The sequence below is a fragment of the Defluviimonas salinarum genome, from assembly GCF_026013545.1.
In the GTDB taxonomy this organism is placed as follows: Bacteria; Pseudomonadota; Alphaproteobacteria; order Rhodobacterales; family Rhodobacteraceae; genus Albidovulum; species Albidovulum salinarum.
Genome location: NZ_JAPDOG010000005.1, coordinates 180,143 through 207,088, shown reverse-complemented (window position 1 = coordinate 207,088; position 26,946 = coordinate 180,143). Strand labels below are relative to the sequence as shown.

General features: G+C 68.4%; 28 protein-coding genes. 14 read left to right on the top strand and 14 right to left on the bottom strand.

All coding sequences use genetic code 11. From position 1 onward, the window contains the following. Positions 1-35: 35 nt before the first annotated feature. From OM960_RS08025 to OM960_RS07995, 7 genes are all read right to left on the bottom strand, one after another. Positions 36-626, bottom strand: coding sequence for a hypothetical protein (locus tag OM960_RS08025; protein ID WP_264771594.1), 591 nt, complete (start codon positions 624-626; stop codon positions 36-38). Continuing rightward, entirely contained in the window at positions 623-826 is a 204-nt protein-coding gene (locus tag OM960_RS08020) for a hypothetical protein (protein WP_264771593.1), read from the bottom strand. Before OM960_RS08020 ends, OM960_RS08025 begins: the two co-directional genes overlap by 4 nt. Further along, complete coding sequence (locus OM960_RS08015; protein WP_264771592.1) at positions 819-1,004, bottom strand: hypothetical protein; 186 nt, start codon at positions 1,002-1,004, stop codon at positions 819-821. The genes OM960_RS08020 and OM960_RS08015 overlap by 8 nt, the downstream gene beginning before the upstream one ends. Then, positions 1,001-1,261: a hypothetical protein gene (locus OM960_RS08010; protein WP_264771591.1), complete on the bottom strand. Its 261-nt coding sequence runs from the start codon at positions 1,259-1,261 to the stop codon at positions 1,001-1,003. Before OM960_RS08010 ends, OM960_RS08015 begins: the two co-directional genes overlap by 4 nt. Before the next feature lie 688 nt (positions 1,262-1,949). Beyond that, positions 1,950-3,437 (bottom strand): heme biosynthesis protein HemY, encoded by a 1,488-nt coding sequence (locus OM960_RS08005; protein WP_264771590.1) that lies wholly within the window; start codon positions 3,435-3,437, stop codon positions 1,950-1,952. 7 nt (positions 3,438-3,444) lie between these two features. Continuing rightward, positions 3,445-4,917 (bottom strand): COG4223 family protein, encoded by a 1,473-nt coding sequence (locus OM960_RS08000; RefSeq protein ID WP_264771589.1) that lies wholly within the window; start codon positions 4,915-4,917, stop codon positions 3,445-3,447. 87 nt (positions 4,918-5,004) lie between these two features. Continuing rightward, positions 5,005-5,727 carry a uroporphyrinogen-III synthase gene (locus OM960_RS07995; RefSeq protein WP_264771588.1) on the bottom strand — a complete coding sequence of 241 codons (723 nt, stop codon included), beginning with the start codon at positions 5,725-5,727 and terminating at the stop codon, positions 5,005-5,007. A 72-nt stretch (positions 5,728-5,799) separates the two neighbouring features. On the opposite strand from OM960_RS07995, the gene tsaD reads away from it, so the two are divergent. The 5 genes from tsaD to OM960_RS07970 are packed head-to-tail and all read left to right on the top strand — an operon-like array spanning position 5,800 to position 8,994. Next, positions 5,800-6,894 carry a tRNA (adenosine(37)-N6)-threonylcarbamoyltransferase complex transferase subunit TsaD gene (gene tsaD, locus OM960_RS07990; protein WP_263335397.1) on the top strand — a complete coding sequence of 365 codons (1,095 nt, stop codon included), beginning with the start codon at positions 5,800-5,802 and terminating at the stop codon, positions 6,892-6,894. Next, positions 6,891-7,856, top strand: a complete 966-nt coding sequence (locus OM960_RS07985) for an NAD(P)H-dependent glycerol-3-phosphate dehydrogenase (protein WP_263335080.1) — start codon at positions 6,891-6,893, stop codon at positions 7,854-7,856. Before tsaD ends, OM960_RS07985 begins: the two co-directional genes overlap by 4 nt. Positions 7,857-7,858: 2 nt before the next feature. Further along, complete coding sequence (locus OM960_RS07980) at positions 7,859-8,128, top strand: YciI family protein (protein WP_263335399.1); 270 nt, start codon at positions 7,859-7,861, stop codon at positions 8,126-8,128. After that, complete coding sequence (locus OM960_RS07975; protein WP_263335083.1) at positions 8,128-8,541, top strand: EVE domain-containing protein; 414 nt, start codon at positions 8,128-8,130, stop codon at positions 8,539-8,541. Before OM960_RS07980 ends, OM960_RS07975 begins: the two co-directional genes overlap by 1 nt. Before the next feature lie 60 nt (positions 8,542-8,601). Next, positions 8,602-8,994: a DUF1761 domain-containing protein gene (locus OM960_RS07970; protein ID WP_263335085.1), complete on the top strand. Its 393-nt coding sequence runs from the start codon at positions 8,602-8,604 to the stop codon at positions 8,992-8,994. A gap of 206 nt (positions 8,995-9,200) precedes the next feature. Here OM960_RS07970 and OM960_RS07965 read toward each other — a convergent pair whose 3' ends face one another. The 3 genes from OM960_RS07965 to OM960_RS07955 form a co-directional block, all read right to left on the bottom strand. After that, positions 9,201-9,542 (bottom strand): DUF2853 family protein, encoded by a 342-nt coding sequence (locus OM960_RS07965; RefSeq protein ID WP_263335087.1) that lies wholly within the window; start codon positions 9,540-9,542, stop codon positions 9,201-9,203. A gap of 210 nt (positions 9,543-9,752) precedes the next feature. Continuing rightward, on the bottom strand, positions 9,753-11,147 hold the full coding sequence (gene ahcY / locus OM960_RS07960) for an adenosylhomocysteinase (protein WP_264771587.1): 1,395 nt from the start codon (positions 11,145-11,147) through the stop codon (positions 9,753-9,755). 120 nt (positions 11,148-11,267) lie between these two features. Further along, entirely contained in the window at positions 11,268-11,597 is a 330-nt protein-coding gene (locus OM960_RS07955) for a hypothetical protein (RefSeq protein ID WP_263335090.1), read from the bottom strand. A 167-nt stretch (positions 11,598-11,764) separates the two neighbouring features. Between OM960_RS07955 and OM960_RS07950 the strand changes: the two genes are divergently transcribed. Then, on the top strand, positions 11,765-12,367 hold the full coding sequence (locus tag OM960_RS07950; RefSeq protein ID WP_263335092.1) for an HD domain-containing protein: 603 nt from the start codon (positions 11,765-11,767) through the stop codon (positions 12,365-12,367). A gap of 4 nt (positions 12,368-12,371) precedes the next feature. Here the strand turns inward: OM960_RS07950 and OM960_RS07945 are convergent, their stop codons facing one another. Next, on the bottom strand, positions 12,372-12,524 hold the full coding sequence (locus OM960_RS07945; RefSeq protein WP_263335093.1) for a YjiS-like domain-containing protein: 153 nt from the start codon (positions 12,522-12,524) through the stop codon (positions 12,372-12,374). A 98-nt stretch (positions 12,525-12,622) separates the two neighbouring features. On the opposite strand from OM960_RS07945, the gene OM960_RS07940 reads away from it, so the two are divergent. Further along, on the top strand, positions 12,623-13,504 hold the full coding sequence (locus OM960_RS07940; RefSeq protein ID WP_263335095.1) for a LysR family transcriptional regulator: 882 nt from the start codon (positions 12,623-12,625) through the stop codon (positions 13,502-13,504). Here OM960_RS07940 and OM960_RS07935 read toward each other — a convergent pair. The 3 genes from OM960_RS07935 to OM960_RS07925 all read right to left on the bottom strand — a co-directional run bounded on the left by OM960_RS07935 (position 13,501) and on the right by OM960_RS07925 (position 15,160). Further along, positions 13,501-13,815 carry an H-NS histone family protein gene (locus OM960_RS07935; RefSeq protein ID WP_263335097.1) on the bottom strand — a complete coding sequence of 105 codons (315 nt, stop codon included), beginning with the start codon at positions 13,813-13,815 and terminating at the stop codon, positions 13,501-13,503. The two genes, OM960_RS07940 and OM960_RS07935, sit on opposite strands and share 4 nt — an antisense overlap. A 100-nt stretch (positions 13,816-13,915) precedes the next feature. Beyond that, complete coding sequence (locus OM960_RS07930; RefSeq protein WP_263335098.1) at positions 13,916-14,470, bottom strand: ActR/PrrA/RegA family redox response regulator transcription factor; 555 nt, start codon at positions 14,468-14,470, stop codon at positions 13,916-13,918. Positions 14,471-14,527: 57 nt separating this feature from the next. Next, positions 14,528-15,160 carry an SCO family protein gene (locus OM960_RS07925; RefSeq protein ID WP_264771586.1) on the bottom strand — a complete coding sequence of 211 codons (633 nt, stop codon included), beginning with the start codon at positions 15,158-15,160 and terminating at the stop codon, positions 14,528-14,530. Between the two features lie 141 nt (positions 15,161-15,301). On the opposite strand from OM960_RS07925, the gene regB reads away from it, so the two are divergent. The 7 genes from regB to addA all read left to right on the top strand — a co-directional run bounded on the left by regB (position 15,302) and on the right by addA (position 26,924). Next, a complete protein-coding gene (regB, locus tag OM960_RS07920; RefSeq protein ID WP_264771631.1) occupies positions 15,302-16,663 on the top strand; it encodes a sensor histidine kinase RegB in 1,362 nt (453 codons plus the stop codon). A gap of 106 nt (positions 16,664-16,769) precedes the next feature. Next, entirely contained in the window at positions 16,770-18,368 is a 1,599-nt protein-coding gene (locus OM960_RS07915; protein ID WP_264771585.1) for a PAS-domain containing protein, read from the top strand. Between the two features lie 51 nt (positions 18,369-18,419). Next, the gene (gene tsaE, locus OM960_RS07910) at positions 18,420-18,938 is read left to right on the top strand and encodes a tRNA (adenosine(37)-N6)-threonylcarbamoyltransferase complex ATPase subunit type 1 TsaE (protein WP_263335104.1); all 519 of its coding nucleotides are present in this window, start codon (positions 18,420-18,422) and stop codon (positions 18,936-18,938) included. After that, positions 18,931-19,950, top strand: a complete 1,020-nt coding sequence (locus OM960_RS07905; RefSeq protein ID WP_264771584.1) for an aminoglycoside phosphotransferase family protein — start codon at positions 18,931-18,933, stop codon at positions 19,948-19,950. The genes tsaE and OM960_RS07905 overlap by 8 nt, the downstream gene beginning before the upstream one ends. Continuing rightward, positions 19,926-20,627 carry a nucleotidyltransferase family protein gene (locus OM960_RS07900; RefSeq protein WP_264771583.1) on the top strand — a complete coding sequence of 234 codons (702 nt, stop codon included), beginning with the start codon at positions 19,926-19,928 and terminating at the stop codon, positions 20,625-20,627. Before OM960_RS07905 ends, OM960_RS07900 begins: the two co-directional genes overlap by 25 nt. Beyond that, positions 20,620-23,565 carry a double-strand break repair protein AddB gene (addB, locus tag OM960_RS07895; protein ID WP_264771582.1) on the top strand — a complete coding sequence of 982 codons (2,946 nt, stop codon included), beginning with the start codon at positions 20,620-20,622 and terminating at the stop codon, positions 23,563-23,565. Before OM960_RS07900 ends, addB begins: the two co-directional genes overlap by 8 nt. Then, the gene (gene addA / locus OM960_RS07890; protein WP_264771581.1) at positions 23,562-26,924 is read left to right on the top strand and encodes a double-strand break repair helicase AddA; all 3,363 of its coding nucleotides are present in this window, start codon (positions 23,562-23,564) and stop codon (positions 26,922-26,924) included. Before addB ends, addA begins: the two co-directional genes overlap by 4 nt. Positions 26,925-26,946: the final 22 nt, after the last annotated feature.

Below are 26,946 nucleotides of genomic sequence, written 5' to 3'. Positions count from 1 at the left end.
ACCGGGAAACAAGGTGCCGACGGGATGGACCTGATTTAGGCCGATGCGATGCCATAGAGCCAGTCGTCTGCCGGATCACGAGGCGGGCAAAGCCAGGGCTTCGCTGCGCGCTTCGTCTCTCTGATCCTGCCTGACTTTGTGACCGGGGGCGGCGGTGGGGGTGCTGCCGGTGCAGGCGATGGCGCGACCTTCTTCGTCACGATGCGATGCAGGCGCGGCTGTTCTGGTGCAGGTTCGTCGGCTGCGGGCGCCTTCGGGCGTTCAGCGCGGCGACGCAGACGTTCCGCGTGGGCGGCTGCCTCGAAGGCTTTCTGGTCTGTCCACAGGGCGCGGGCCTTGTCGATGCCGTTCGCCCGCACGTCGCCCAGATAGGGCATGTCGCCGCCGTCCAGAATGGCCGTGATGGTCTCGCGCACCTCGTTCGGGTCTCGGTCGATCACGAGGCAGATTTCGGCGCGCATGTTCGCCCAAGGCCCGCTTGCGTCAGTCAGGAAAGCCAGCGCTTCACGGCGGATCAGGTCGCCTTCTTTCGGGTTTGACGAGGAAGGGGTGCCCGCGAACAGATCGACGACCGCCTGCTTCATGACGGCGAGGTAGAGTTGGGTTTCCTCGTAGGCGGTGGTCAAAACGGTCTTCCCCCGGTGATCCGGTATGCACCGGGAGCGCCGTCGTCGCGCGGCCCCGGCCACGAATGGCCGACGCGCTGGCCGTTCGAGGGGTTGGCTTCCTCGGCCACCTTGCGCTGGTAGCCGGTGGGTTGGTCGTCCCAGAAGAAGGTGACGGCTGCACCGGCGCGGCGCGCTTCGAGAAGGGTCGCGTCAGGCATCGTGCAAGGCTCCGGGCAGCAGAATGTTGGCTTGGGCACGTTCGGCCTCGGTGGGCGGGCGCTGCCAGTGGATCAGGGGCACGTCGTCGCGCTGGCTGATGGCCGACACGCGGAGACCGTGAGCGCGCAGGGCGGTGAGGCGGTCGTCAGGCTTGGGGGCGGGCTTGGTCTTCCTCATGCGAGCACCATCGGCAGGGCGTGCTGGTATGGGATGGCGAACCGTCCGGCGTTGGTGGTCACGTCGATGCCGTCTTCGGTGCGCACGAGGGCGGCGGGACCAACTGCCAGTTCCTTGGTCGCCGGGGAGGCGAGGATGGCGCGCAAGCCGTCACGCAGGGCGGCGGCTGTGATGGTCAGGGGGAACAGGGTGTTGGACGAAACACTCGTCGCCAAGATGGCGCAGCGGTCGCCTTGGTCTTGGATGATGATCTGCATGGGGACACCTGAGAGGCGCGCACTCCGAAGGTCTAAGGACGAGACGGGTCGCCCTCGGAGCGCGCTTAGGTTGGCCAGCCGACCCGTGCGAACGTCATAAGCGCCGCTGCGGCAGAGGTGTTGCCCGCTTTCAGGTAGCGACCGGCGATCACCTCATTCTTTCGCCTGCGCTGCACTGACCGCGTGGCTTGGGCGTAGAAGGCGGTTTGTGCCGCTGCCCTGTGTCGGGTCGGAAAAACCAGAGACGCCGCCTAGCGCCGCAGCTCTGCCGCGCGCTTGCGGTATGTCGTCGGACATGCCTGCTGCATGGCGCAGCGCAGGGGCACATTCCGGGGTCGTGCCTGCCATGTCGTCGAGCAGGTGGAGCGGGCGTATCTCGCCGCAGAACCATGTGCCAGTTTGCAATGGCTGAGGCGTTGCAAGGAGGCGAACCAGAATGCCGCTTGGCGCTCAATCGGTTAGGGCGCTAGCCCCGGTCATTACGAATGACGTGCTCTACCAGCTGAGCTACACCGGCATCCTTCTCGGTCACGGCCACGAGGCGACCGTACCTTCAATCCCGCGCAGGTTCTCCTGGCCTCGCGTGTCCTGGCGGGCCTTTCGGCCGTTGCGTCTGACGCGCTCGCCCAACCGATCTGCACCGGGTTGGTGGCGGGCTGATAGCATCATCGCAGGCGGGTGTGTAGCCCTAAATTTGCGCTTTCCGGCCAACTTCCTCGTCGAGGATCAGCGCGTCCTCCGCGCAGTCTTCGCTGTCGTCGCTTTCCGCCCCATCGGACGGCTTCACCTCTGCCTCGGCCGGGCTGCCGACGATCAGCGGCAGCATCTCGGAGCCGTTCGGCATCTGCACCGCGCTCTTCGGCGGCTCGCGCCAGCTCAGCGTGTCGAAGCCGCCGCAGTTGTCGCAGGTCGGCGCCCAGTCGGCCTGGATGTTGTGGCACTTGTCGCAGACCCATTGCGGGCCGCGGCTCGCGGTCAGCGCCCGCGTCAGCCAGCCGCGCACGAAGGCGTCGTCCTCGCCCTCACCACGGGCGATCGCGGCGCGAATGGTCAGGCTCCGCGCGGTCGGATGGGCCTCGGTCAGGTCGCCGAGCGCGCGGCGAGCGGCCGGGAAATCCTCGGCCGCGATCAGAAGCTCAGCCCTGAGAAGCCGGGTTTCCTCGTGGTCGGGATGCAGCGACAGCAGCGTGCCGAATCGCTTCAGCCGCTCGGCCGGGTTCTCTTCCGGCTCGATCGCCGCGAAGGCGGCGGCGAGGTCGGGATGGGGCTGCGCGTCCCAGGCCTTCTTCAGCACCCGCGTCGCGTATTTGGGCTTGCCGGCCTGGACGTAACCCTGCGCGGCAAGAACCGCGGCGGGGATGAGGTCGGGCGACAGGCGATTGGCCTCGATCGCCGCCTCGCGTACCTCGATCGGCGCGTCGTCGGAAAAGACCTCCTTGGCCTCCTGCAGCGCGAGAACCGCGTCGCGCCGGCGGTGCACGTCGCGCGGCAGCAGCCCCTGCTTGAGCTTGGTGCCGAGCACCTGGCGCGCGCCCTTCCAGTCGCCTTTCGCGGCCTGAAGTTGCAGGAGCGTGTCCTGCACATCCTCGTGCTTCGGCTTCAGCGCATAGGCCTTCTCGGCCAGCTTCAGCGCGGTCTCGGTATCGCCCTCGGCGAGCTTCTGCTTCATCAGCCCGCGCACCCCGACAAACCGGGTGCGGTCGTCGGCCAGGAGGCGCTTGTAGACCTCCGCCGCACGTTTCGTATCGCCGGTGAGTTCGGCGGCCTGCGCCGCGATCAGGTTGGTCAGTTCCGGCCGGCGGAGGAACTTCTCGGCCCGCGCCGCCTGCGACGTCGCCAGCCGGCCTTCGCCCGAGGCGACCGCCATCAGCCCGTCGGCCAGCGCCTGGTAGCCCTTGCGCTCGCGGTTGCGGTCGAAATAGCGGCTCACCGCGGTCTCGTCGCCGTTGAGGAAGCGCAGGATCGCGACCAGAAGGCCGGCGATCTTCAGCGCCAGCCAGAGCAGCAGGACCAGCAGGAGAACCCCAATCACCGCCTGGACCGGCCCGAGGGTGAATTCCATGTTGGCGAGCGTGATGCGGATGCCGCTGCCGGTCTCGGCAAGATAGCCCGCGCCCAGGGTCAGTGCCGCGACAACCGCGACGAAGATTACGATCTTGATGAAGGACCAGATCATCGCAGCCTCACTCCAACGCGTTTCCGATACTCGTCACCGCAGCCTCCGCCGCGATCCGCCGCTCGGCACGGGCGATCCATTCGGCCATGCGCGCGAGCCCGTCCTCGGGCAGACCCTTGAGCTCGCCGATCGCCGCGGCCAGATCGCCGGCTCCAAGGGCGGCCTCGGCGCGCGACAGGACCGCATCGGGATCGTCGCCGGCCCGCGGCGACAGCGACCGCGCGCCGGACTGGCTGCGCAGGAAGGCGCCGATACGGTCCATTGTTCCGCCGCCGGCGGTAGCCTTGATCGACACGGCCAGCGCATCGCGCGCGGCGGGCGGGAAAGCGTCGCGCAGCGCGGCGAGCGTCGGGACGCCCAGGGACTGGTCGGTCAGTTCCTGCGGCACCTCGACCCCGGCAGCCGCGAGTTCGGACAGGCTGCCGTTCAGGGTTGCGCCGGTGTCGAGCGCGGTCTGGATCCGGCTCAGGGCAGCCCGGGCGGAAGCCTGCAGGGCGACCGACTCGGCCTCCTCACGCAACCGCCTGGCGTCTTCCTCGGCGGCGGCGAAGCGGGCGGCGGCAGCTTCCGCGGCCGCGGCGATTTCCTCGCGCGCCGCCTCGTTCGCCTTGCGCTGCGCCTCGATCTCCGAGCGCATCTGCGCCATGTCGCGATCGAAGGCCTCAAGCGCGGTCGCGGAGGCGGCGCCGCTTGCCACCGGGCGTTTCTCGATCGCGGCGAGCCGCGTGTCGAGCGCGCCGATCCGCTGCGCCTCGTTCACCAACCGGTCATCGAGCGCGCTGACCGTCTGGCGGAAGGCGTCGAAATCCTGCGCGAGCTTGGCGGCGCGGGCCGCCTGCGCCTCGGCGGCCTGCGCCGCAGCGGGATCGGAAGCGATCGCGGTGATCTCGTCGGACAGCGCCGAGATGCGCGCCTCCTGCTGGCGGAGCAGTTCGGTGAGCGCGGCGAGTTCCTCGCCGGACTGTGGGGCGGTCAGGAATTGCGGCAACACATAGGTCGCGGCGCCGAATCCGAGGCCGGCGGCGACGACGCCGCCGAGAACAAGGGGCAAAAAGCCGCCGCGCGCCGGCGTCGATGCCGACTCGCTCCCCGAGGGCGTAATGGCAGCGGCGGTCCGCTCCGGCTCGACCTCCGCCGTCGTGTCCGTGGATGCTTCAGCGCGCGTATCGGACGCGTCAAATCCGGTCTCGTCGTAAACGGAAGTCACCGCCGGCTCTTTGGGCGGGTCGGTCTCGTCCTTGTCCGGAGCGGTATCCGTCTCCGTTTCCGACTCGGCCTCGACTTCGGGTGTGTTTTCGACAGCGGTCTCCTCGTCTAATGCCGGAGGCTCCGAAATGTCGGCCTGCGGCGATTCTTCCGCCGCCGGTTCAAGTGGCGCGGTCGTCTCTTCGGCGCTGCTTTCGGTCGACGCTTCTGCCTGACCCTCGGTCTCGGCCGGCTTGGCGTCGTTTCCGCTGGTTTTCTTGCGCGCTCTGGCCACCGGCAATCCCCCTTCGCGATTATGACGGAAACGGGCCAAAGTCTGCACCGCCCACTTACGTCAATCTAGAGGGCAAGGGCGGGCCCCTCAACCCGTCTTGGCTGCGGCAATGAGCGCATCGAGCGCGTCGAGCATCGCGGCTGCATCGGGCGTTTCCGCCGTGTGCAGACCCTGCGGCGACAGCGCCGCGGCGGCTTCGGCGATCGCGGGGCTCATCGCCGCCACCCAGAGCGGCGCGGCAGTGCCAGCAATGGCGGCGGCGGCAAGCCGTGCCGAGCGCGGCGAGAACAGGGGAAGAAGTACCGGGGTCGTTTCCCGCAGAGCCGTCGTGGCGGCATCCGTAGCCGGGCAGGAAATCTGATCGTAGATCAGCACCGATACAGTGTCTATTCCGGCGGAGTTGAGGCTTTTCGCCATGTCCCGGGCGACATGGACCGGACGCGGCCAGAGCAACCTCGCCGCTTCGCCGGAGGTCGCGATGGCCCGTGCCAGTCCCTCGGCGTCTCCCGGGCCGGCGCGCGTGGAGAACCCTGCGGCGCGGGCCGCAGCCTCCGTCCTCGTCCCGACGCACCAGGCCCTGCCCCGGCCTCCCGGCGTCAGCCGTGCGAAAGCCGCGACGGCGTTCTCCGAGGTGAAGACGAGGTCGCGGCCGTCGTCGGGCAAAGGACCGGGATCGAGGAACCGAATTTCGGTCAGCGGCGAGACGATAACCGGCCAGTCGGCCCCGAACCGGTCGCGAAAGGCGTCCGAAAAGCGCCGCGACTGCGCTTCGGGCCGGGTCAGGAGCAGGATCGGCCGGTGTGATTCCAAGGCGCCCTCGGGATTGTGCGGCTCTCCTGCCGGTGTTACCTGCCTGCTATGCCTCACGCAACCGATGGCACGATGCGCGAACCGATCACGATCCTGGGCCTGGAGAGCAGCTGCGACGACACCGCCGCCGCCGTGGTCCGGTTGTCCGGCGGAAAGCCGGAGATCCTGTCCTCGGTCGTCTATGGCCAGACCGCGCTCCATGCCGATTTCGGCGGCGTCGTGCCCGAGATCGCGGCCCGCGCCCATGCCGAGAAGATCGACCTCTGCGTCGAGGACGCGCTGGAGGCGGCGGGCGTGGCCCTTGGCGCCATCGACGCGGTCGCGGTGACGGCTGGGCCGGGGCTGATCGGCGGCGTGCTGGCCGGCGTGATGTGCGCCAAGGGGATCGCGGCGGGGACGGGTCTGCCGCTCGTCGGCGTCAACCACCTTGCCGGTCATGCGCTGACGCCGCGGCTCACCGACGGGCTGTCCTTTCCCTACCTGATGCTCCTCGTCTCGGGCGGCCACTGCCAGTTCCTGATCGCCCATGCGCCCGACCGGTTCACCCGGCTCGGCGGCACGATCGACGACGCGCCAGGCGAGGCCTTCGACAAGACCGCGAAGCTCCTCGGCCTGCCGCAGCCCGGTGGCCCGGCGGTCGAGGCAGCGGCGCGGGCGGGCGATCCCGCGCGCTTCACCTTTCCGCGGCCGCTCCTTGACCGGCCGGGCTGCGATCTGTCGTTTTCCGGGCTGAAGACTGCGCTCCTGCGCGCCCGCGACGCGGTGGTCGCCGAGAAGGGCGGTCTGACCGAGCAGGACCGCGCCGATCTCTGCGCCGGGTTTCAGGCTGCGGTGTCCGAGGTTCTGGCCGAGAAATCGCGCCGCGCCATCGCGGAGTACCTGGCGCTGGATCCGGCCGAGCCGGTCTTGGCGGTGGCGGGCGGCGTCGCCGCGAATGGCGCGATTCGGGCTGCATTAGAGACTGTTTCGGCGAAAAGCGGGCTGCGCTTCACGGCCCCGCCCCTGGCGCTTTGCACCGACAATGCGGCAATGATCGCCTGGGCGGGGATCGAGCGGTTCCGGCTCGGGCTCATCGACGATGCCGATCTGGTGGCGCGGCCGCGCTGGCCGCTCGATCAGAGTCAGCCTGCGCTGATCGGTTCGGGAAAGAAGGGGGCGAAGGCATGACGATCGCGGTTCTAGGAGCCGGCGCGTTCGGCACGGCGCTTGCCGTCGCGCTGGCGCGCCATGGCGCCAGGGTCATGCTCTGGGCGCGCGATGCGGATCAGGTCGCGCGGATGCAGGCGGACCGGATGAACGCCCGCCGCCTGCCCGGTGTGAGCTTTCCGAAGCCACTGGAGGTGACCGCCGATCTGGCGGCGACCGAAGCGGCCGATATCGTGCTCCTCGCAGTGCCGATGCAGCAGACCGCCGGGCTTCTTGCCGCCGAGGCGCGACGGCTCGACGGCCGCGCGCTTGTCGCCTGCGCCAAGGGGATCGACCTCGTCTCGGGGCGGGGTCCGACCGCGATCATCGCCGAGACCTGCCCTTCGGCGCTTCCCGCCGTGCTGACCGGGCCGAGTTTCGCCGCCGATATCGCCCGCGGCCTGCCAACAGCGCTGACGCTCGCCTGCGCCGACGACGCGCGCGGCGCGGTATTGCAGGCGGCGCTGGCGACGCCGGTGCTCAGGCTCTACCGCAGCACCGACTGCACGGGCGCCGAGCTGGGCGGTGCGCTCAAGAACGTCATCGCCATCGCCGCCGGCGTGGTGATCGGCGCCGGGCTCGGCGACAGCGCCCGCGCGGCGCTGATGACCCGCGGCTTCGCCGAGATGAACCGGCTCGCGCTGGCGCTCGGGGCACAGGCCGAGACGCTTGCCGGGCTCTCGGGTTTCGGCGACCTGGTGCTGACCTGCACCTCGACGCAGTCGCGCAACTTCCGCTTCGGCCATGCGCTCGGCGCGGGCGAGGCCTTCGACGCCGCGACCACCGTCGAAGGCGCCGCGACGGCCAAAGCAGTGTCTGTTCTTGCCGAAAAGCACCGGCTCGATCTCCCGGTCGCGGCCATGGTCGCGGCCCTCGTCGACAACCGGATCTCGGTGCCCGACGCCGTTTCCGCCCTGCTCTCCCGTCCCCTCAAGAAGGAATGACCATGCTCTTTGCCGTGATCTGCCGCGACAAGCCCGGCCACCTGCAGACCCGCCTCGATACCCGCACCGCGCATCTCGGCTATATCGAGCAGACCGGCATCGTGAAGATGGCCGGACCGCTCATCGAGGCGGGGGAGATGCGCGGTTCGCTGATCGTTCTGGAGACCGACAACCTCGCGGCAGCAGAGGCCTGGGCCGCGGGCGACCCCTACAAGGCGGCGGGGCTCTTCGACAGCGTCGACGTGATCGAGTGGAAGAAGGTGATCGGCTGATGGCCTACTGGCTCTTCAAGTCCGAGCCCGACACCTGGAGCTGGGACCAGCAGGTCGCCAAGGGCGCTGCCGGCGAGGAATGGAACGGCGTGCGCAACTATCAGGCCCGCAACAACATGCGGGCGATGAAACTCGGCGATCTCGGGTTCTTCTACCACTCCAACCAGGGCAAGGAGATCGTCGGCATCGTCGAGGTCTCGGCCGAGAGCCATCCCGACAGCACCACCGACGATCCTCGCTGGGACTGCGTCGACATCCGCGCGGTGAAGCCGCTGGCCCGGCCGGTCACGCTGGAGCAGGCGAAGGTCGAGCCGCGGCTGGCCGAGATGGTGCTGGTGAACAACACGCGGCTCTCGGTTCAGCCGGTGGCCGAGGCGGAGTGGAAGGTGATCTGCGAGCTTGGCGGGCTATAGACCGCGGGCGTTTTCCCCGGCATCATGCGGGCAGGGGAAAATGCGCGAAAGGTCAAAGGGATGGCTTTCTTCAGTGTGATCGTCGCGGCGGCCGCGGCCTATGCGTTCGGCGCCTTCTGGTACATGAAATGGTCGAGCCAGTGGGTGGCCGCGACCGGGATCAGCGTCGATGCCGACGGCAGGCCGCGCAACAAGAGCGTCGTGCCCTATATCATCGCCGGCATCGCGATGCTGGCCGTCGCGGGCATGATGCGGCACATGTTCGGAATGGCCGGGATCGACACGCTCATCAAGGGCCTGGTCTCTGGTTTCGGGCTCGGCACCTTCGTAGCGCTGCCCTGGATCGTCGTGAACTACGCCTATGCCGACCGGCCGCGGCAGCTGATCTATATCGATGGCGGCTATGCGGTGATCGGCTCGACCATCATCGGCGCGGTGCTCGGCCTGTTCTGAAACGACGAAGGGCCCCGGCCACCCGACCGGGACCCTCCTCCACCCCAGTGCACCCCTGCACCGTGCGAAACTGAAAAGGTCTCGGCCGTCCTGGCCTGTAGTTGAGACCCTAGATGGCGTCGCGGATTCGGGCAAGTTCCGAATGTCGACAATATCGTTCAAAACCAGCGCGTTACGGTCAGGTTCGCTTAACGGATCGGCGCGCGTCAGGCGTAGACGGCTTCCTTGCCGAAGTGCTTGACGAGCATGTAGTAGACGACGGCCCGGTACTTGTTGGTCTCCGAACGCCCATAGGTGTCGATCACGGCGTTGATCGCATCCATGAGATGCGGCCCGTCGCCCAGCCCGAGCTTCTTGACCAGGAAGTTGTTCTTGACGGTTTCCAGTTCACCCGCCTGTGTGGCGGCCACGGTCGAGGCATCGGCATCGTAGATCGCGGGTCCGCACCCGATGGTGACCTGTTCGAGAAGCGCCATGTCCGGCACCATGCCGCACTTGGTCTTCAGATCTTCCGCATACGTGGCAATCAACTCGTCGCGTCTGCCCATGGCCATCTCCGCTCTTGCAAATCCGGTATGATATTCCGGGTCATGGCCCCCCGGGGAAGCCGCCCGCGCGGAGGTTAGCGTCGAATGGGCCGTGCGGGCAAAGAAATTTTCCCGAATCGCGAAATGACGGAACGGAACTTCGGTCAGAGACGCGAAAACCGGAACAATGTCACGGGAGGAAAGGGGGCCGGAACCGGCCCCCTTCGGTAGTCAGTAGCGGTAATGGTCCGATTTGAACGGGCCAGCGACGGTGACGCCGATATAGTCGGCCTGCTCCGGACGCAACTCGGTCAGCTTGACGCCGATCTTGGCCAGATGCAGCCGCGCGACCTTCTCGTCGAGGTGCTTGGGCAGGATGTAGACGCCGGGCTTGTAGTCCTTGCCCTTGGTCCAGAGCTCGATCTGCGCCAGCACCTGGTTGGTGAAGCTCGCCGACATCACGAAGCTCGGGTGGCCGGTGGCGTTGCCGAGGTTGAGGAGCCGCCCCTCGGAGAGAAGGATGATCCGATTGCCCGAGGGCATCTCGATCAGGTCCACCTGGTCCTTGATGTTGGTCCACTTGTGGTTCTTCAGGCTAGCCACCTGGATCTCGTTGTCGAAATGGCCGATGTTGCCGACGATCGCCATGTCCCTCATCTCGCGCATGTGCTCGATGCGGATGACGTCGCGGTTGCCGGTCGTGGTGATGAAGATGTCGGCGGTCGAGACGACATCCTCCAGAAGCACGACCTCATAGCCGTCCATCGCCGCCTGCAGCGCGCAGATCGGGTCGATCTCGGTCACCTTCACCCGCGCCCCGGCGCCGCGCAGCGAGGCGGCCGAGCCCTTGCCGACATCGCCGTAGCCGCAGACCACGGCGACCTTGCCGGCCATCATCGTGTCGGTGGCGCGGCGGATACCGTCCACCAGCGATTCCTTGCAGCCGTACTTGTTGTCGAACTTCGACTTGGTGACGCTGTCGTTGACGTTGATCGCCGCGAAGGGCAGGAGGCCCTTCTTGTGCAGGTCATAGAGCCGGTGGACGCCGGTCGTCGTCTCCTCGCTCACGCCCTTGATCGCGTCGCGCTGCTTGGTGAACCAGCCGGGGCTTTCCTCGAGCCGCTTGCGGATCTGGTTGAAGAGGCAGACCTCCTCCTCCGAACCCGGCGTCTCGATCAGGTGGGTCTCGCCGTTCTCGACCCGCGCGCCCATCAGGATGTAGAGCGTCGCGTCGCCGCCGTCGTCGAGGATCATGTTGGCGGTGCCGTCCGAGAACCGGAAGATCTTGTCGGTATAGGCCCAGTACTCCTCGAGCGTCTCGCCCTTGACCGCGAAGACCGGCACGCCGCTTTCGGCGATTGCCGCGGCGGCGTGGTCCTGGGTCGAGAAGATGTTGCACGAGGCCCAGCGCACCTCGGCGCCGAGCGCGGTCAGCGTCTCGATCAGCACCGCGGTCTGTACGGTCATGTGCAGGCTGCCGGCGATCCGCGCGCCGGCGAGCGGCTTCGCGGCGCCGAATTCCTCGCGCAAAGCCATCAGGCCCGGCATTTCGGTCTCGGCGATGTCGAGCTCCTTGCGGCCGTAGCCGGCAAGCGAGATGTCCCTGATGATGTAATCCTTGGCCATGCGCGTTTCTCCGGGAAAATTCGAGTTGGCGGTCAGATAGCACCGCGCGGGCCGGGCGGCAATCAATGCCCTGACCCGTGCGCCCACAATCCCGGAATGGCCGCGGAGAGGTTTGCGCCGTCAGCCCGACGCCGGTTCGGCGTCGTCGGCCGCATCGGCGGCGGAGGGTGGCGTGAGTTGCCAGTACTCTCCTGAGGCAACGAGACAGCTCATGCCGTTCGGGCGCGTAATGATGATCGAAAAGGTGCCGGTCTCGGCCGAACTCCACAATTCGACGAGCCGCTTGGAGCTCTGCAGCCCGGCGCCTGTCAGGCTCTCGCTGTATTTGCGCGACAGGGTTTCCGTCATCTCGTCGCGGTCGGCGCAGGAGAGCTGCGACTGCGCGAGGGCCGGGGGCGCCATCGCGGCGGCGCCGAGGATCATGGCCGAGGTGAAGATGCGTTTGAACATGGCGTTTCCTTTCCGTTTCCGGCGGTCCGCCATGCCGGGCGGCGCCGCCCGCGTTGCAGAATGCTGTGAAGGAGAGATATGGGTGATGCACCGTCGTCGCCATTAACGACGCGACACAATTCCGCGACCCCGCGCGAGCGGGCCCGACCGACAAGGACCGAAGACCGATGCCCCCGAAACCCGCCCGTGCCTGGCAACGCATGCTGTCGGGCCGCCGGCTCGACCTTCTCGACCCGACGCCGCTCGACGTGGAGATCGAGGACATCGCGCATGGCCTCGCCTTCGTCGCGCGCTGGAACGGCCAGACGGTCGGCGATTTTCCCTATTCGGTGGCCGAGCATTCGCTGCTGGTCGAGGAGATCTTCGCCCGTGCGAATCCCGGCATCGCGGCGCGCTGGCGGCTGGCGGCGCTTTTGCATGATGCGCCGGAATATGTCATCGGCGACATGATCAGCCCGGTGAAGGCCGCCGTCGGGCCCGGTTACGAGGCGCTGGACGAGCGGCTGTCCGTCGCCGTGCATCTGCGGTTCGGCCTGCCGGGCGAGCTTCCCGCCGCGATAAAGACGGCGATCAAGCATGCCGACCGACTCTCGGCCTGGCTCGAAGCCGTGCAGATAGCCGGCTTTTCCCGCGCCGAGGCCGACCGTTTCTTTGGCGTGCCCGATGCGATGACGGTGCGGGGCCTGTCGATCCGGCTCCGCCCGCCGGTCGAGGTGCGTGCCGAGTTCATCGCCCGGCACGCGGCCTTGATGAAGGAAGTGTTTGCCTGACACCTCACCGCCAAAGCCCGATGTCGCGCATCAGGTGGTCGTCGAGATCGGCGAGTTCCCGGCGCAGACGGCGGCGCTCGGCATCGCGGTCACGAGTCGACGGGCCGCGGTTCTGGAACGTAGCGATGCGGAAGGTATCTGCAAGAACGGTTAACATTTTTTTGTCCTCCGACTGGATTTGATGGAGAGAAAATAGCTATTATGAGGGAAAACAGCGAGTCAGAAGGATTTCTGATCTGTTAGTAGAGCTATCATATGCCTGATCTGGACTGGCTTCATTTCCCGCCGCTTCCGGCGCTTCGCGCCTTCGAGGCGACCGCCCGGCTCGGCGGTTTCAGCGCGGCGGCGCGGGCACTCAACGTCACCCATGCCGCGGTGGCCCAGCAGGTGCGCGCGCTTGAGGCGCATCTCGACCTTGCCCTCCTGCGCCGCGACGGGCGGGCGGTCGCGCTGACCGAGGACGGCGCCCGGCTGGCCGCTTCGCTGTCGGAGGGGTTCGGCGCGATCCAGGCCGTCCTGGAAGAACTGCGCGAAGGCGGGGCGGATCGCCCGGTGACGGTGACGCTCACCCCGACCTTCGCGAGCAACTGGCTGATGCCGCGGCTCGGTCGGTTCTGGTCCGAGCACCCTGAGGTCGCGGTCTCGCTCCGCCCCGATCCGCGTGTTCTCGACCTCCGGCGCGAGCGGATCGACTTCGGCATCCGTTTCGGCGAGGGCAGCTGGCCCGGTGTCGAGGCGACCTACCTCACCTCGGCGCGCTACATCGTCGTCGGGGCGAGCAGGCTGTTTCGCGGCCCCGGGCCGCTGAGCCTTGAGGAGATGTCGCGGCTACCGTGGATCCTCGAACCGGACTGGCCGGAACAGCGGCAGTGGATCGCCTGCTGCACCGGGCTCGATCCCGACCGGCTGAACATCACCGAATTCGCCACCGAGGAGCTTGCCCTCTCGGCGGCACGACAGGGATACGGGCTGCATATAACGAGCGCGGCACTTGTCGAATCCGATCTGCGCGCCGGCGAGATGCGGATCGCCGTCGAGACGGAGGACGACAATCCGGGCTATTACATCGTGACGCCGCCGGGCCCGCTGCGGCGCCCGGCACGGATTTTCATGCGCTGGTTGCTGGCGAATGTTTAAATCGCGAGATCATCGAGCGATTTGCCGGCCTTGAGCGCGGCTTCGACCCAGCGCGGCCGGCGTCCGCGTCCGGTCCAGGTTTCCGAACGGTTTTCCGGATTGGCGTATTTCGGCTGGGCGGGTTTTCTTTTCTTGACCGGCTCCACCTCGACCAATTCGGAAAGCGAGAAGCCCATGGCCTGGGCCTGTTCCTTGATCGCGGCAAGCGCCTCGCGCTTCTTGCGCTCCTCGTAATCGTCGATCTTTTTCGTGACCTGCGCCTGAAGGGCCTTGAGCTCTTTCAGCGACATTGTATCGAGATCAGTTTTCACGGAGACGCTCCCTAGTTTCTATTCACGTATTCGGGCCAGATGGGATGGATCCCCGATATACCTTGATCGGTACTAGCGCCTTATTCGTTGCGTTTCCAGTTTATTTAGGGCTGCGTTTCGCCAATATCCTCTGAAGCGTGCGCCGATGCATGCTCAGCCGCCGCGCGGTTTCGGAGATATTGCGGTCGCAAAGCTCGTAAACGCGTTGAATATGTTCCCAGCGGACGCGGTCCGCGGACATCGGATTTTCCGGCGGCGGCGGATGGCTCTCGCTGCGCGACAGCAGCGCGTTGGTAATGTCATTGGCGTCGGCGGGTTTCGACAGGTAATCGACCGCGCCGATCTTCACCGCAGCGACCGCCGTCGCGATCGCGCCATATCCGGTCAGCACCACGACCCGGCAATCGGGCCGCCGCTCGCGCAGGACTTCCACGACGTCGAGCCCGTTGCCATCACCGAGCCTCAGATCGACGACCGCGAAGGCCGGCGGGCGGGACTGGGCGATGGCACGGCCCTCGGCAACGCTTTCGGCGGTTTCGGGTCGAAAACCACGCTTCTCCATCGCGCGCGCCAAGCGGCTGACGAAGGGCGCATCATCGTCGACCAGGAGCAGCGTCCGGTCGGGTCCAAGTTCGTCAAGGTCGTCTTCGGCCATGGTTTCCCCGCATTCGGTTTCACCCGGTTCTAGGGTGTCCGGCGGCGGTGGTCAATTTCACTCCCGCGCGGCCTCGACGAAGCAGGCGGTCCGGCTCGCGATGTCCTCGGGCGTATCGTCGCGCGAGAAAAAGTCGGCAAAGCCGATTTCCGGCAGCATCAGATAGGTCTGGGTCATATGATCGACCAGATAAAAGTCGTCGCCGGGACTGTCGGGAACCTTGAAATAAGTACGGTAGCTCTTGGCGACCGTGTTGATTTGTTCATCGGTTCCGGTAAGGCCAATCATTCGCGGATGAATATAATCGGTCCATTCCTTCAGAACCTCGGGCGTGTCGCGCTTCGGGTCGACGGAGATCATGACCGGGGTGACCTCGTATCCCATCTCCTCGAGGATATCGACGGCTTCGGCATTTCGCCCGGTATCGGCCGGGCAGATATCCGGGCAGAAGGTATATCCGAAATAGACGAGGCTCGGTTTCGTGAGAACATCGCGCTCGGTCACGCTGCGCCCGTCCTCGTCGGTCAGGGTGAACGCTCCACCGATCGCCGCGGCGCCGCCGGAGATCCGGCTCTCCCGGCAGGCCTCGAACCGATCGGCGCCATTCACGGTGACCGCATAGATCGCGACCAATCCGATCGCCACGGCAGAGACCGCCGCGGCGGCGTAGGTTCTGGTCGATATCGGCATCTCGTTCCCCCGGTTTGAGCGGCGCCATTGATCGCGCATCCGGCGCCGACTATCAATCGGTAGCGTCGGAATGCGACAACAGGACCCGTGATGACCCAGCCGGACCCCGGCACCCCGACGCAAAGTCCCGGACCCGACCGCATGGAGCGCATTGCCCACAGCGACTGGGTTCGGCTCACCACCCTCGTCCTGCTGCGCTGGACCGCGGTCTTCGGCCAGGCCGCGGCGCTGCTGGTCGCGTGGAAATACTACAGCATCGACCTCGACCTCGGGCTTTGCTTCGCGGTGGTCGGCTCGGCCGTCGTCGTCAACCTCGCGGCGATCTCGATCTATCCGCGCAACAAGCGCCTGACCGAAACCGAGGCGGCGCTGACGCTCCTGTTCGACACCTCGCAACTCGCGTTGCTGCTGTTTCTCACCGGCGGGCTCAACAATCCCTTCGCGCTCCTGATCCTCGCACCGGCGACGATCGCGGCGACGGCGCTGCAGACCCGCGCGACGGTCTTCATCGGGATCGTCACGATCGCGCTCGTGACCCTGATCGCCTTCGTGCACATGCCGCTTCGGACGATCGACGGCAGCCCGGTCGTGGTTCCGCCGATCTTCGGCTTCGGCTTCTGGCTCGCCATCGTCATCGGCGTGGTGTTCCTCGGCCTCTACGCGCGCCGCATCGCCTCCGAGATCCATTCGATGGGCGATGCGCTGCTTGCCGCCCAGATGGCACTGGCCCGCGAGCAGAAGCTGACCGATCTCGGCGGAGTCGTCGCCGCGGCCGCGCACGAACTGGGCACGCCGCTCGCCACGATCAAGCTCGTCAGCACCGAGCTTGCGGAAGAACTCGCCGACAGGCCGGAACTGCGTTCGGATGCCGAGCTGATCCGCCAACAGGCGGACCGCTGCCGCGACATCCTGCGGTCGATGGGCCGGGCCGGGAAGGATGACCTGCATCTGCGCAGCGCGCCGCTCGCCGCGGTGCTGCGCGAGGCCGCCGAGCCGCATCTCGGCCGGGGCAAGACCCTGGCGTTCGACATCGGCGACGACCCGCAGGCGGACCCGCACCAACCGGTGATCGCGCGCCGGCCCGAGATCATTCACGGCCTGCGCAACCTGATCCAGAACGCGGTCGATTTCGCGCGCGAGCGCGTCTGGGTCGACGCGTCCTGGACCGATCAGACCGTGACCGTGCGGATCGCCGACGACGGCGACGGCTTTCCGCCCCATCTCATCGGCCGCATCGGCGATCCCTTCATGCGCCATCGGCGCGACGAGATCCGGGCCCAGCGGCCGGAATACGACGGGATGGGCCTCGGGCTCTTCATCGCCAAGACGCTGCTCGAGCGGACCGGCGCCCGGCTGCGCTTCGCCAACGGCGCCGATCCGTTCCTGTCGGAGGACGAGCGCCCGGCCCGGAGCGGCGCCGTCATCGAGGTGACCTGGCCCCGATCGCGAATCGAGGCGGTCCGCTCCGGCGGGCTCGGGGAGAACCGGCGGATCGATACCTAACACCCGCCACCAATTCGCCCAATGGTTGTAATATTAACGCCTCTTTGACGCATTAGGCGAAGTGTACCAAGAGAGAAAGGTTCTCCGGGGAAGAAGCGAGTTGGTGATGATTGAACTGTTTGCCCAGGCTGCCATCCTCTTTGCAACATCACTCGGTTCGGCCGTCGCCGCGTTGTTCTTGTTGTCGTTTCTTCCTCAGCGCCGCAACCCGGCGTCCAGCCTGTCCGGGAATATCCGCGCGCTCGAGCAGGCGGTGTTCCTGTTTGCCGATGACGAACTGATCGATTCGACCCGGTCCGCGCGCGATCTGCTGAAGGCGATTCCGGGTTCAGGCACGGAATGGCAGCGCCTGCACACATTCCTCTCGCAGCGGGTCGACGGCATCGACGACGCTTTCGCCAGCCTGCCTGACCGAGGGGAGGTCGAACTCGAGAGCCGTGGCGAAGCCGAGATCCGCGTCTCTGCGGAATGGCTTGACGGGGTGACGCGCGTGACGATCACCGATCTTTCCGCCGAAGGCCAAAATGTCGTCGTGGATGCGTTGAGCCATCGCGCGGAGCGCCAGGAACTGGAGGCTCTGCGCGAGACTCTCGCGGCCGCGCCAATGCCGGTCTGGCGCACGACAGCCGAGGGCGCGGTCAACTGGGCTAACCCGGCCTATCTCGACCGGATCACCGAGCAGCGCGGGGTCGAGAAAGGCGGCCTGACTTGGCCGCTGCCGCCGCTCTTCGCCGCCGCCACGGCGGAGACGCACGAACCGAGGCGTCAGAAGCTGTCCACCGGCACCGGAAAATCCATGCGCTGGTACGAGTGCCACAGCGTTCCGGCCGCGACCGGCACGCTGAACTTCGCCCTTCCTGCCGATCGCGAGGTGAGGGCTGAATCTTCCCTGCGGGAGTTCCTGCAAACCCTCACCAAGACCTTCGCGCATCTTCCGATCGGCCTCGCGGTTTTTGACCGCAAGCGCCAGCTCGCGCTCTTCAACCCGGCGCTCGTGGACCTGACCTCGCTCGGCGTCGATTTCCTGTCCTCGCGACCGTCGCTCGTCTCCTTCCTCGACCGCCTGCGCGAAGCGCGCGTGATTCCCGAGCCGAAGGACTACCACGGCTGGCGCCAACAGATGTCGGAACTGGAGAAAGCTGCCGAATCCGGGCTGTACGAGGACACCTGGACCCTGCCTTCGGGCCAGACCTACCGGGTTACCGGTCGTCCGCATCCCGACGGCGCCGTTGCCTTCCAGATCGAGGATATCAGCTCCGAGATCGCTCTGACGCGCCACTTCCGATCCGAGGTGGCGCTCGGCCAATCGGTCGTCGACACTCTGCGCGAGGCGATCGCGGTCTTTTCGACGGCCGGTGAGCTGATCCTGTCGAATGCCGCCTACGATCGGCTCTGGGGCGTCGAAACCGGTTCGACGCTCGGCACCCCCACGATCGCGGACTCGAGACGGATCTGGCAGGGACGCTCGGAGCCGACGCCGGTCTGGGGCGAGATCCGCGACTTCGTCGGCGCGATCGGCGAACGCACCGTCTGGTCGGCGGAGATCAGCCTCGCCGGAGGAGAGCTGCTCGGCTGCCGCTGCGTGCCGCTCGCCGGCGGCGCGACGCTTGTCGGCTTCGTGCGCAGGGAGGACGACGGGGCGGGAGGACGACCGCGCGAGGGCGGCAGGGCCTCGGCCGCGGCGCTCGATCTCGCCACGCTCTGACGCCGCCGCAATCGCCTTGCGGGCCGGCCGCCAGCCGGTAAAAGTCGGCGCATGACCGATGCCCGACCCGATCCCGCCGCTGCGACCATGATCCTGCCGACACCGGAGGCGACGACCGCGCTTGCCGAATCGCTGGGCAAGCAGCTCGGACCCGGCGACGTGATCCTGATCGAGGGGCCGATCGGCGCCGGAAAATCCCATTTCGCCCGCAGCCTGATCCAGGCGCGCCTGCGCGCTGCCGGACGGATCGAGGATGTTCCGTCACCGACCTACACGCTCGTCCAGGTCTACGAGGTGGACGGCACTGAGATCTGGCACGCCGACCTCTATCGCCTGACCGCGCCGGAGGAGGTTGCGGAACTCGGGCTTGACGAGGCGTTCGAGACCGCGATCTGCCTCGTCGAATGGCCCGACCGGCTGGGCGATTATCGTCCCGGCAGTGCCCTGACCCTGCGGCTTTCACCCTTGCCCGAAGGAGAGACCCGACGGGCATGCCTCTCGGCATCCGGTCCGCGATGGGCTCCGGTTCTGGCTCGGCTCGCACTGGCCAAGGCAGACCGGCATGGCTGACCGCGCGGATCTCACCCAACGGTTCCTCGCCGCCGCAGGCTGGGATGGCGCGGACCGATCCGCCCTCGCCGGCGACGCCTCGGCCCGGCGCTATGAACGGTTGCGGCTGGACGGCCGCCCCGCCGTGCTGATGGACGCGCCGCCCGAGCGCGGCGAAAGCACCGAGCGCTTTGCGCGGATGGCGGACTGGCTTTCGGGTCAAGGTTATTCCGCCCCGGTGGTCCTCGCAGCCGATCACGGCGCTGGGTTCCTGCTCCTCGAAGATCTCGGCGACGCGCTCGTGGCGCGGCTCGTGGCGGAAGATCCGGCGCGGGAGCGCCCGCTCTACACGGCGGCGACCGATTTCCTCACCGACCTCCACCACCACGCCCCGCCGGACTTCGTCGCGCCGCTCGACGGCCCGGCGCTGGCGGCACTGGTGACGCTCACCCCGCGCTGGTATCTGCCCGGCATCGGCGCGGCCGAGACGCCGGCCGCGTTGGCGCTGCCGGAGCAGATCGCGGAAACGTACCGCCGCCTCGCCGACCCTGCCTTGGTCACCGCGCTCCGCGACTTCCACGCCGAGAACCTGATCTGGCTGCCCGAGCGGCAGGGCCACGCCCGGCTCGGCCTCCTCGACTTCCAGGACGCGGTCGCGGCGCATCCGGCCTACGATCTCGTGTCGCTGCTGCAGGACGCCCGCCGCGATGTGTCGCCCGAGACTGAAACGGCGATGCTCGCCCGCTACACCTCCGCGATCGGGCGCGACGCCGACCAGTTCGCCGCCGTCTACGCCCTTCTTGGCGCCCAGCGCGCGCTCAGGATCGTCGGCGTCTTCGCCCGGCTGACGCTGCATTTCGGCAAGCCGCATTACCTCGGCTACCTGCCCCGCGTCTGGGGCTACCTGCAGCGCAACCTCTCCCATCCCGCGCTGGCGGACCTCGCCCGGACGGTGGCCGAGGCGCTGCCCGAACCGACCCCGGAGCGTGTGCAAAGGATCAAGGACCAATGCGGCAGCTACCCGACGCCCTGATGCTCTTCACCGCCGGCCTCGGCACGCGGATGCGCGCGCTGACCGCAACCCGGCCGAAGCCTCTGATCGAGGTCGCCGGACGGGCGCTCGTCGACCATGCGCTCGCGCAGGCCGACGGCGCCGGGATCGGGCGCATTGTCGCAAATCTCCATTACCTGCCCGGCCAGATCCGCGCCCATCTCGCCCACCGGCCGGATTTGAGGTTTTCGGACGAAACAGAGACGATCATGGAGACCGGCGGCGGGCTTCGTCACGCGCTGCCGCTGCTCGGTCCCGGCGCGGTCTTCACGCTCAATACCGATGCGGTCTGGACCGGGCCGAACGCGCTCGCCCGGCTTCGTGCAGGCTGGGATCCGGGGCAGATGGACGGGCTCCTGCTGCTCGTGTCGCGGGAGCGGGCGACGGGCCATACCGGACCCGGCGACTTCGACCTCGATGCCGAGGGGCGGCTCAGCCGCGGCCGGGGCTTCGTCTATACCGGGGCGCAGATCCTCAAGCCCGACGGCCTCGCGGAAATCCCCGACCTGGTGTTCTCTCTGAACCGGCTTTGGGACCGGATGCTCGCCGAAGGCCGGCTCTACGGTGCCGTTCATGCCGGCGGCTGGTGCGATGTCGGGCGGCCCGAGGCGATCCCGCTTGCCGAGGCGCTTCTCGGTGAGGCGGCACGCGATGTTTGAGCCTTCCGCCGCGCCGCGCCTCTTTGGCCTGCCGCCCGGCGCCGACTTTCCCGCGGCCCTCGTCTCCGGCCTCGTCGCGAAGATGGCGGACCAGCCGCCCGAGGCGATGGCGCGGGTCACGCTCTACCTCAATACCGGGCGGATGCTGCGCCGGGTCCGGGCCGAGTTCGACCGCCACGGCGCCCGGTTCCTGCCGCGGCTGCGGCTCGTCACCGATCTCGGCCGCGATCCGCTCGCCGGGCTGCCGCCGCCGGTGCCGGCGCTGCGCCGACGGCTGGAGCTGGCGCAGCTCGTCGCGGGCCTCATCGCTCGGCAGCCCGATTTCGACTCCGGCACCGCCGCGATCGACCTCGCCGACAGCCTCGCCCGGCTGATGGCGGAGATGCAGGGCGAAGGCGTCGCCCCCGCCGCGCTGGAAGCGCCGGACCTCGCCGAGAATCATGCCGCGCATTGGGAGCGGAGCCTCGCCTTCATCCGCATCGTCGCGCGCTACTTCGCCGACGACGCCGTGCCGGATGCCGAGGCGCGCCAGCGCCGCGTCGTCGAGGCGCTGGCCGAACGCTGGGCCGAGGCGCCGCCGGACGAGCCGATCCTGATCGCCGGTTCGACCGGCTCGCGCGGCGCGACGCTTGCGCTGATGGCGGCGGTTGCGCGGCTGCCGCAGGGCGCCGTGGTGCTGCCCGGCGTCGATTTCGACATGACGGACGCGGCGTGGAACAGTCTCTCTTCCGGCCGGATTCCGGTCGAGGACCATCCGCAATACCGGTTTCTGAAACTCGCCGAAACACTCGGCCTGCCCCCCGGCGCGATCCTTCCCTGGCCCGGCGCCGCGCCGGATCCGGCGCGCAACCGGCTGATCTCGCTCGCGCTGCGGCCCGCGCCGGTCACCGACCAGTGGATGGCGGAGGGGGCCGGTCTCGGCCCGCTCGCGCCCGCGGTGGAAAGGCTCTCGCTGATCGAGGCGCCCTCGCCGCGGGCCGAGGCGGTGGCGATCGCGCTGCGGCTGCGCAGGGCGGCGGAGGAGGGCCAGCGGGCGGCGCTGATCTCGCCCGACCGGATGCTGACCCGGCGAGTCGCGGCGGCGCTCGACCGCTGGGGGATCCTGCCCGACGACAGCGCCGGCCAGCCGCTCGCGCAATCCGCGCCGGGCCGGTTCCTGCGCCATGTCGCGGGGCTTCTCGGGCGGCGGCTCTCGGCCGAGGCGCTGCTGATCCTGCTCAAGCATCCCTTGACCGCGACCGGCTCGCATCTGCGCGGCGACCACCTGCGCTTCACCCGCGATCTGGAAATGAAACTGCGCCGCAGCGGGCCGCCCTTTCCCGAAGGCGCCGATCTTCGCTCTTGGGCGGAGGCGCGCGGCGAGGCCGGGCGGATCGCCTGGGCCGTCTGGATCGGCGGCTGGATCGCCGGGCTCGATGCGGCCGAAAAACGCCCGCTTTCGGCATGGACAGAGACGTTTCTGGCGCTTGCGGGCGAGATCGCGGCCGGTCCGGGCGGAAGCATCGGCGACAGCGAACTCTGGCGCGAGGAGGCAGGCCGGGTCGCCCTCGCGGCGATGGAGGAGTTGCGGCGCGAGGCCGGGCATGGCGGCGATTACGGGCCGGCGGAGTTCGCCGACCTGATCGCCGCGCTCCTCGGTCAGGGCACGGTCCGCCGCATCGAGGGCACGCATCCCCTGATCGCGATCTGGGGCACGCTCGAGGCGCGGGTGCAGGGCGCCGATCTGGTGATCCTCGCCGGGCTCAACGAGGGCATCTGGCCGGCACTGCCCGCGCCCGATCCGTGGCTGTCGCGGCAGATGCGGCTGAAGGCCGGGCTTCTGTTGCCCGAACGTCAGGTCGGTCTCTCGGCGCACGACTTCCAGCAGGCGGTGGGCGCGCCCGAGGTGATCCTGTCGCGGTCGATCCGCGACGACGAGGCCGAAACCGTACCCTCGCGCTGGCTGGCGCGGCTGACGAACCTGCTCGACGGCCTGCCGGAGCAGGGCGGGAAGGAAGCCTTGGCCGATATGCGGGCGCGTGGCGCGGGCTGGCTTGGCCTTGCCGCCGCGCTCGAGGCGCCCGAGACCGCGACGGACCCCGCCCGTCGCCCGGCACCGCGCCCGCCGGTCGACGACCGGCCGCGTGAACTCGCGGTGACCGGGATCCGCACGCTCATCCGCGATCCCTACGCGATCTATGCCCGCTACATGCTCCGGCTGAAACCGCTCGACCCGCTGCGCGCCACGCCCGATGCCCGCCAGCGCGGCCAGGTGCTGCACCGGATCGTCGAGGAGTTCATCCGCAGCCGGCCCGAGGGTGAAACCGAAGTGGCCGCCCGCGCCCGGCTGATGGCGCTCGCCGAAACCATCCTCGGCGAGGAGATCCCATGGCCCAGTGCGCAGCGAATCTGGCTCGCCAAACTCGGCCGCGTCGCCGACAGCTTCGTCGCCGCCGAGTCCCGCCGCGAAGCGCGGGGCGTGCCGGTGATCCTTGAGAAGAAAGGCTCTGTTCCGCTCGAATCCGGCCGCTTCACGCTCAGCGCCAAGCCTGACCGGATCGACCTACTCAATGACGGAAGCGTGCATATCTACGACTACAAGACCGGTCGCCCACCGAGCGACAAGCAGGAGGAGGCGTTCGAGAAGCAGCTCCTGCTCGAAGCGGCAATGGCCGAACGCGGCGGCTTCGCCGATCTCGGCCCGCGCGCGGTCGAGGGGGCGACCTACATCTGGCTCGGCGGCGATGGCGGCGAGAAGCCCTCGAAGATCGACGACGCGGTGATTGCCCGGACCTGGGCCGAACTTGAAAGGCTCATCGCCGCCTACCGCCGCCGCGAGACCGGATACGCCTCGCGCCGGGCGGTGTTCGAGGCGCGGCGCGACGGCGACTACGACCACCTCGCGCGGTTCGGCGAGTGGGAGATGGGCGACGGGCCGGAGCCGGAGGATGTCGGATGAGGCGCAACGACGCGAGCGCGGCCCAGGTCCGGGCCGCCGATCCGGCGCAATCGACCTGGCTCTCGGCCAATGCCGGCTCCGGCAAGACGCGGGTGCTGATCGACCGGGTGGCGCGGCTCCTGCTCGGGGGCACCGAGCCGCAGAAGATCCTCTGCCTCACCTATACCAAGGCGGCGGCGAGCGAGATGCAGAACCGGCTGTTCCAGCGGCTCGGCGGCTGGGCGATGCTGCCCGAGCCGGAGCTGCGCGAAGCACTCAGCGAGCTCGGGGTCGATGCACGGATCGACGCCGAGACGCTCTCCCGTGCGCGCCGGCTTTTCGCCCGCGCGATCGAGACGCCGGGCGGGCTGAAGATCCAGACGATCCATTCCTTCTGCGCCGCGTTGCTGCGCCGCTTCCCGCTCGAGGCGCGGATCTCTCCCGGCTTCGCCGAACTTGACGACCGAGCCGCGAAGCTGATCCGCGAGGAGATCCTGGAGGAGCTTGCCGCCGGCGTGGATATCGCGGCGGTCGATGCGATCACCGCGCATTTCTCGGGCGACGACCTCGCGGGCTTTCTCGCCGATTTGTGCCGGAACAGTGACGCTTTTTCTTCCCCGCTCGCCCGCGATGGGGCGCTCGCGCTTTTCGGTCTGCCGACGGGATTCGCGGCTGCCGACCTCGTGGCCGAGGCCTTTATGGGCGGCGAGGCCGAGGTCATCGCCGCGCTCGTGCCGCTGCTCGCCGCCAGCGGGCCGAAGGACGCGAAGGCGGGGCTGAAGCTCGCGGGCCTGTCGTTCGATCCGCCGGGTCTCGCGACGATCGAGGGGCTGGAAGGCGTGCTGCTTTACGGCAAGGACGCCAAGGCTGGCGCCTTCGCCGCGAAGATCGGCGATTTCCCGACCAAGGGCCTACGCGGGGGTCCGGCGGCCGCGCTGATGCCGCGGATCGAGGCGCTGATGCGGCGCATCGAGGCCGGGCGCGACCGCCGGATAGCCCTTCTGGCGGCCGAGAAGACCGCCGCGCTCCACCGGTTCGCCGCCGCCTTCCTGCCGCGCTATGCCCAGCGCAAGGCTGCCGCCGGCTGGCTCGACTTCGACGACCTCATCACGCGCGCCGCCGCGCTGCTCTCCGACCGCTCGGTCGCGGCCTGGGTGCTGTTCCGGCTCGACGGCGGCATCGACCACATTCTCGTCGACGAGGCGCAGGATACCAGCCCCGGCCAGTGGCAGGTGATCGAGCGGCTGGCCGAGGAGTTCACCGCCGGCGAGGGTGCGCGGGGTGCCGCGCGGACGATCTTCGTCGTCGCAGACAAGAAGCAGTCGATCTATTCCTTCCAGGGCGCCGATCTCACCGCCTTCGACGCGATGAGGGCGCATTTCGCGGCCAAGTACGCCGCCGTTTCCGTCGGGTTCCAGCAACAGGAGCTGATGCATTCGTTCCGCTCTTCGGACGCGATCCTGAGGGTCGTCGACCTCACCTTCGACGAACGCGTCAACCGCGGGCTCGGCGGCTTTGCGAAGCATATCGCCTTCAACAGCGGCCTGCCGGGCCGGGTCGACCTCTGGCCGCCGGTGCCGAAGGCGGAAAAGCCCGAGCCCGAGAACTGGTACGACCCGACTGACATCCTGCCCGAGGACCACGAGACGGTGATCCTCGCCCGCCGCATCGCCGCCGAGATCCGGCGGATAATCGAGACCGGGGTGCAGATCGTCGCGAAAGGCGCGGCGCGGCCGGTCCATGCTGGCGACTTCCTGATCCTCGTCCAGCGCCGCTCGGACCTCTTTCACGAGATCATCCGCGCCTGCAAGGCCGAGGGTCTCGACATCGCCGGCGCCGACCGGCTGAAGATCGGCGGCGAGCTTGCGGTCAAGGATCTCTCCGCGCTCCTGCGCTTCCTCGCCACCCCCGAGGACGACCTGTCGCTCGCCGCGGCCCTGCGCTCGCCGCTCTTCGGCTGGTCGGAGGCCGAGCTTTACGACCTCGCGCATGGAAGGGGCGAGCGCGTCTTTCTCTGGACCGCGCTCCGCGAGCGCGGCGGCGATTTTCCCGAAACGCTCGCGGTGCTCGATGATCTGCGCAAGCGGACCGACTTCCTGCGGCCCTACGATCTCGTCGAGCGGATTCTGACCCGGCATGACGGGCGGCGGAAGCTGCTCGCCCGGCTCGGGGTCGAGGCCGAGGACGGGATCGACGCGCTCCTCAACCAGGCGCTCACCTTCGAACAGGCCGAGGTGCCGAGCCTTACCGGCTTCCTCGTCTGGCTCGAGGTCGACGAGGTGGAGATCAAGCGGCGGCTCGACACCGCCTCGAAGGCGATCCGGGTGATGACGGTGCATGGCGCCAAGGGGCTCGAAGCGCCGATCGTGATCCTGCCCGACACCGCGAAACGCCGTGACGAACTGCGCGACGAGATCCTGATCCTCGACGGCAGCCCGGTCTGGAAGACCCGCGACGCCGAAAGCCCGGCGGCGATCGGCGCGGAACGGGCGCGCCTGATCGAACGCCAGCGCGAGGAGCGGATGCGGCTTCTCTATGTCGCGATGACGCGGGCGGAGAACTGGCTCATCGCCTGCGGCGCCGGCGATGTCGGGCAGGGGGCCGAGAGCTGGTACGGGCTCATCGCCGATGCGGTGGAGAAGGCTGGCGGTGCGGTCCTGCCGGGCGGGGTGAAGCGGTTCGAGCATGGCACTTGGCCGGCGAATGCGGCACCTGACGCGGCCGAGGCCGAACTGCGCCCTGTAATCCCCGGCTGGGCCCGCGATCCCGCGCCGGTTCCGGCCGAGGCGGAGAAGCCGCTGTCGCCCTCCGGGCTCGGTGGCGCCAAGGCGCTTCCGGGCGAGGCGGGGCTCGACGAGGAGGCGGCGAAGCGCCGTGGCACCTTCCTACACCTCCTGCTCGAACACCTGCCGCTCTGGCCCGAGGCCGACTGGCCGGAGATCGCCGCCGCGCTTCTCGTCTCGGGTGAGGAACCGGGCGATCCGGGTGAAACAGAGACGCTTCTGGCCGAAGCGAGCGGGGTTCTCGCCGCCCCCGGCATGGCGCCCCTGCTCGCCGCGGGCGCGCTGGCCGAGGTCGAGGTGACGGCGCGCCTGGCAGAGCTCGGCGGCCGCGTCGTGCATGGCACGATCGACCGGCTGCTCATCGAGCCCGACCGGGTGCTCGCGGTCGATTACAAGTCGAATGCCGTCGTGCCCGCCGCGCCGGAACTCGTTCCCGACGGGATCCTGCGCCAGATGGGCGCCTATGCCGCGATGCTCGGCCAGATCTATCCCGACCGGCGGATCGAGACCGCGATCCTCTGGACGCGGACCGGGCAGGTGATGCCGCTGCCTCCCGAGATCGTGAGGGAGGCGCTGCTCGCGACTACCATCCCTTGACGCGCTCCATAGGCGCCCATAC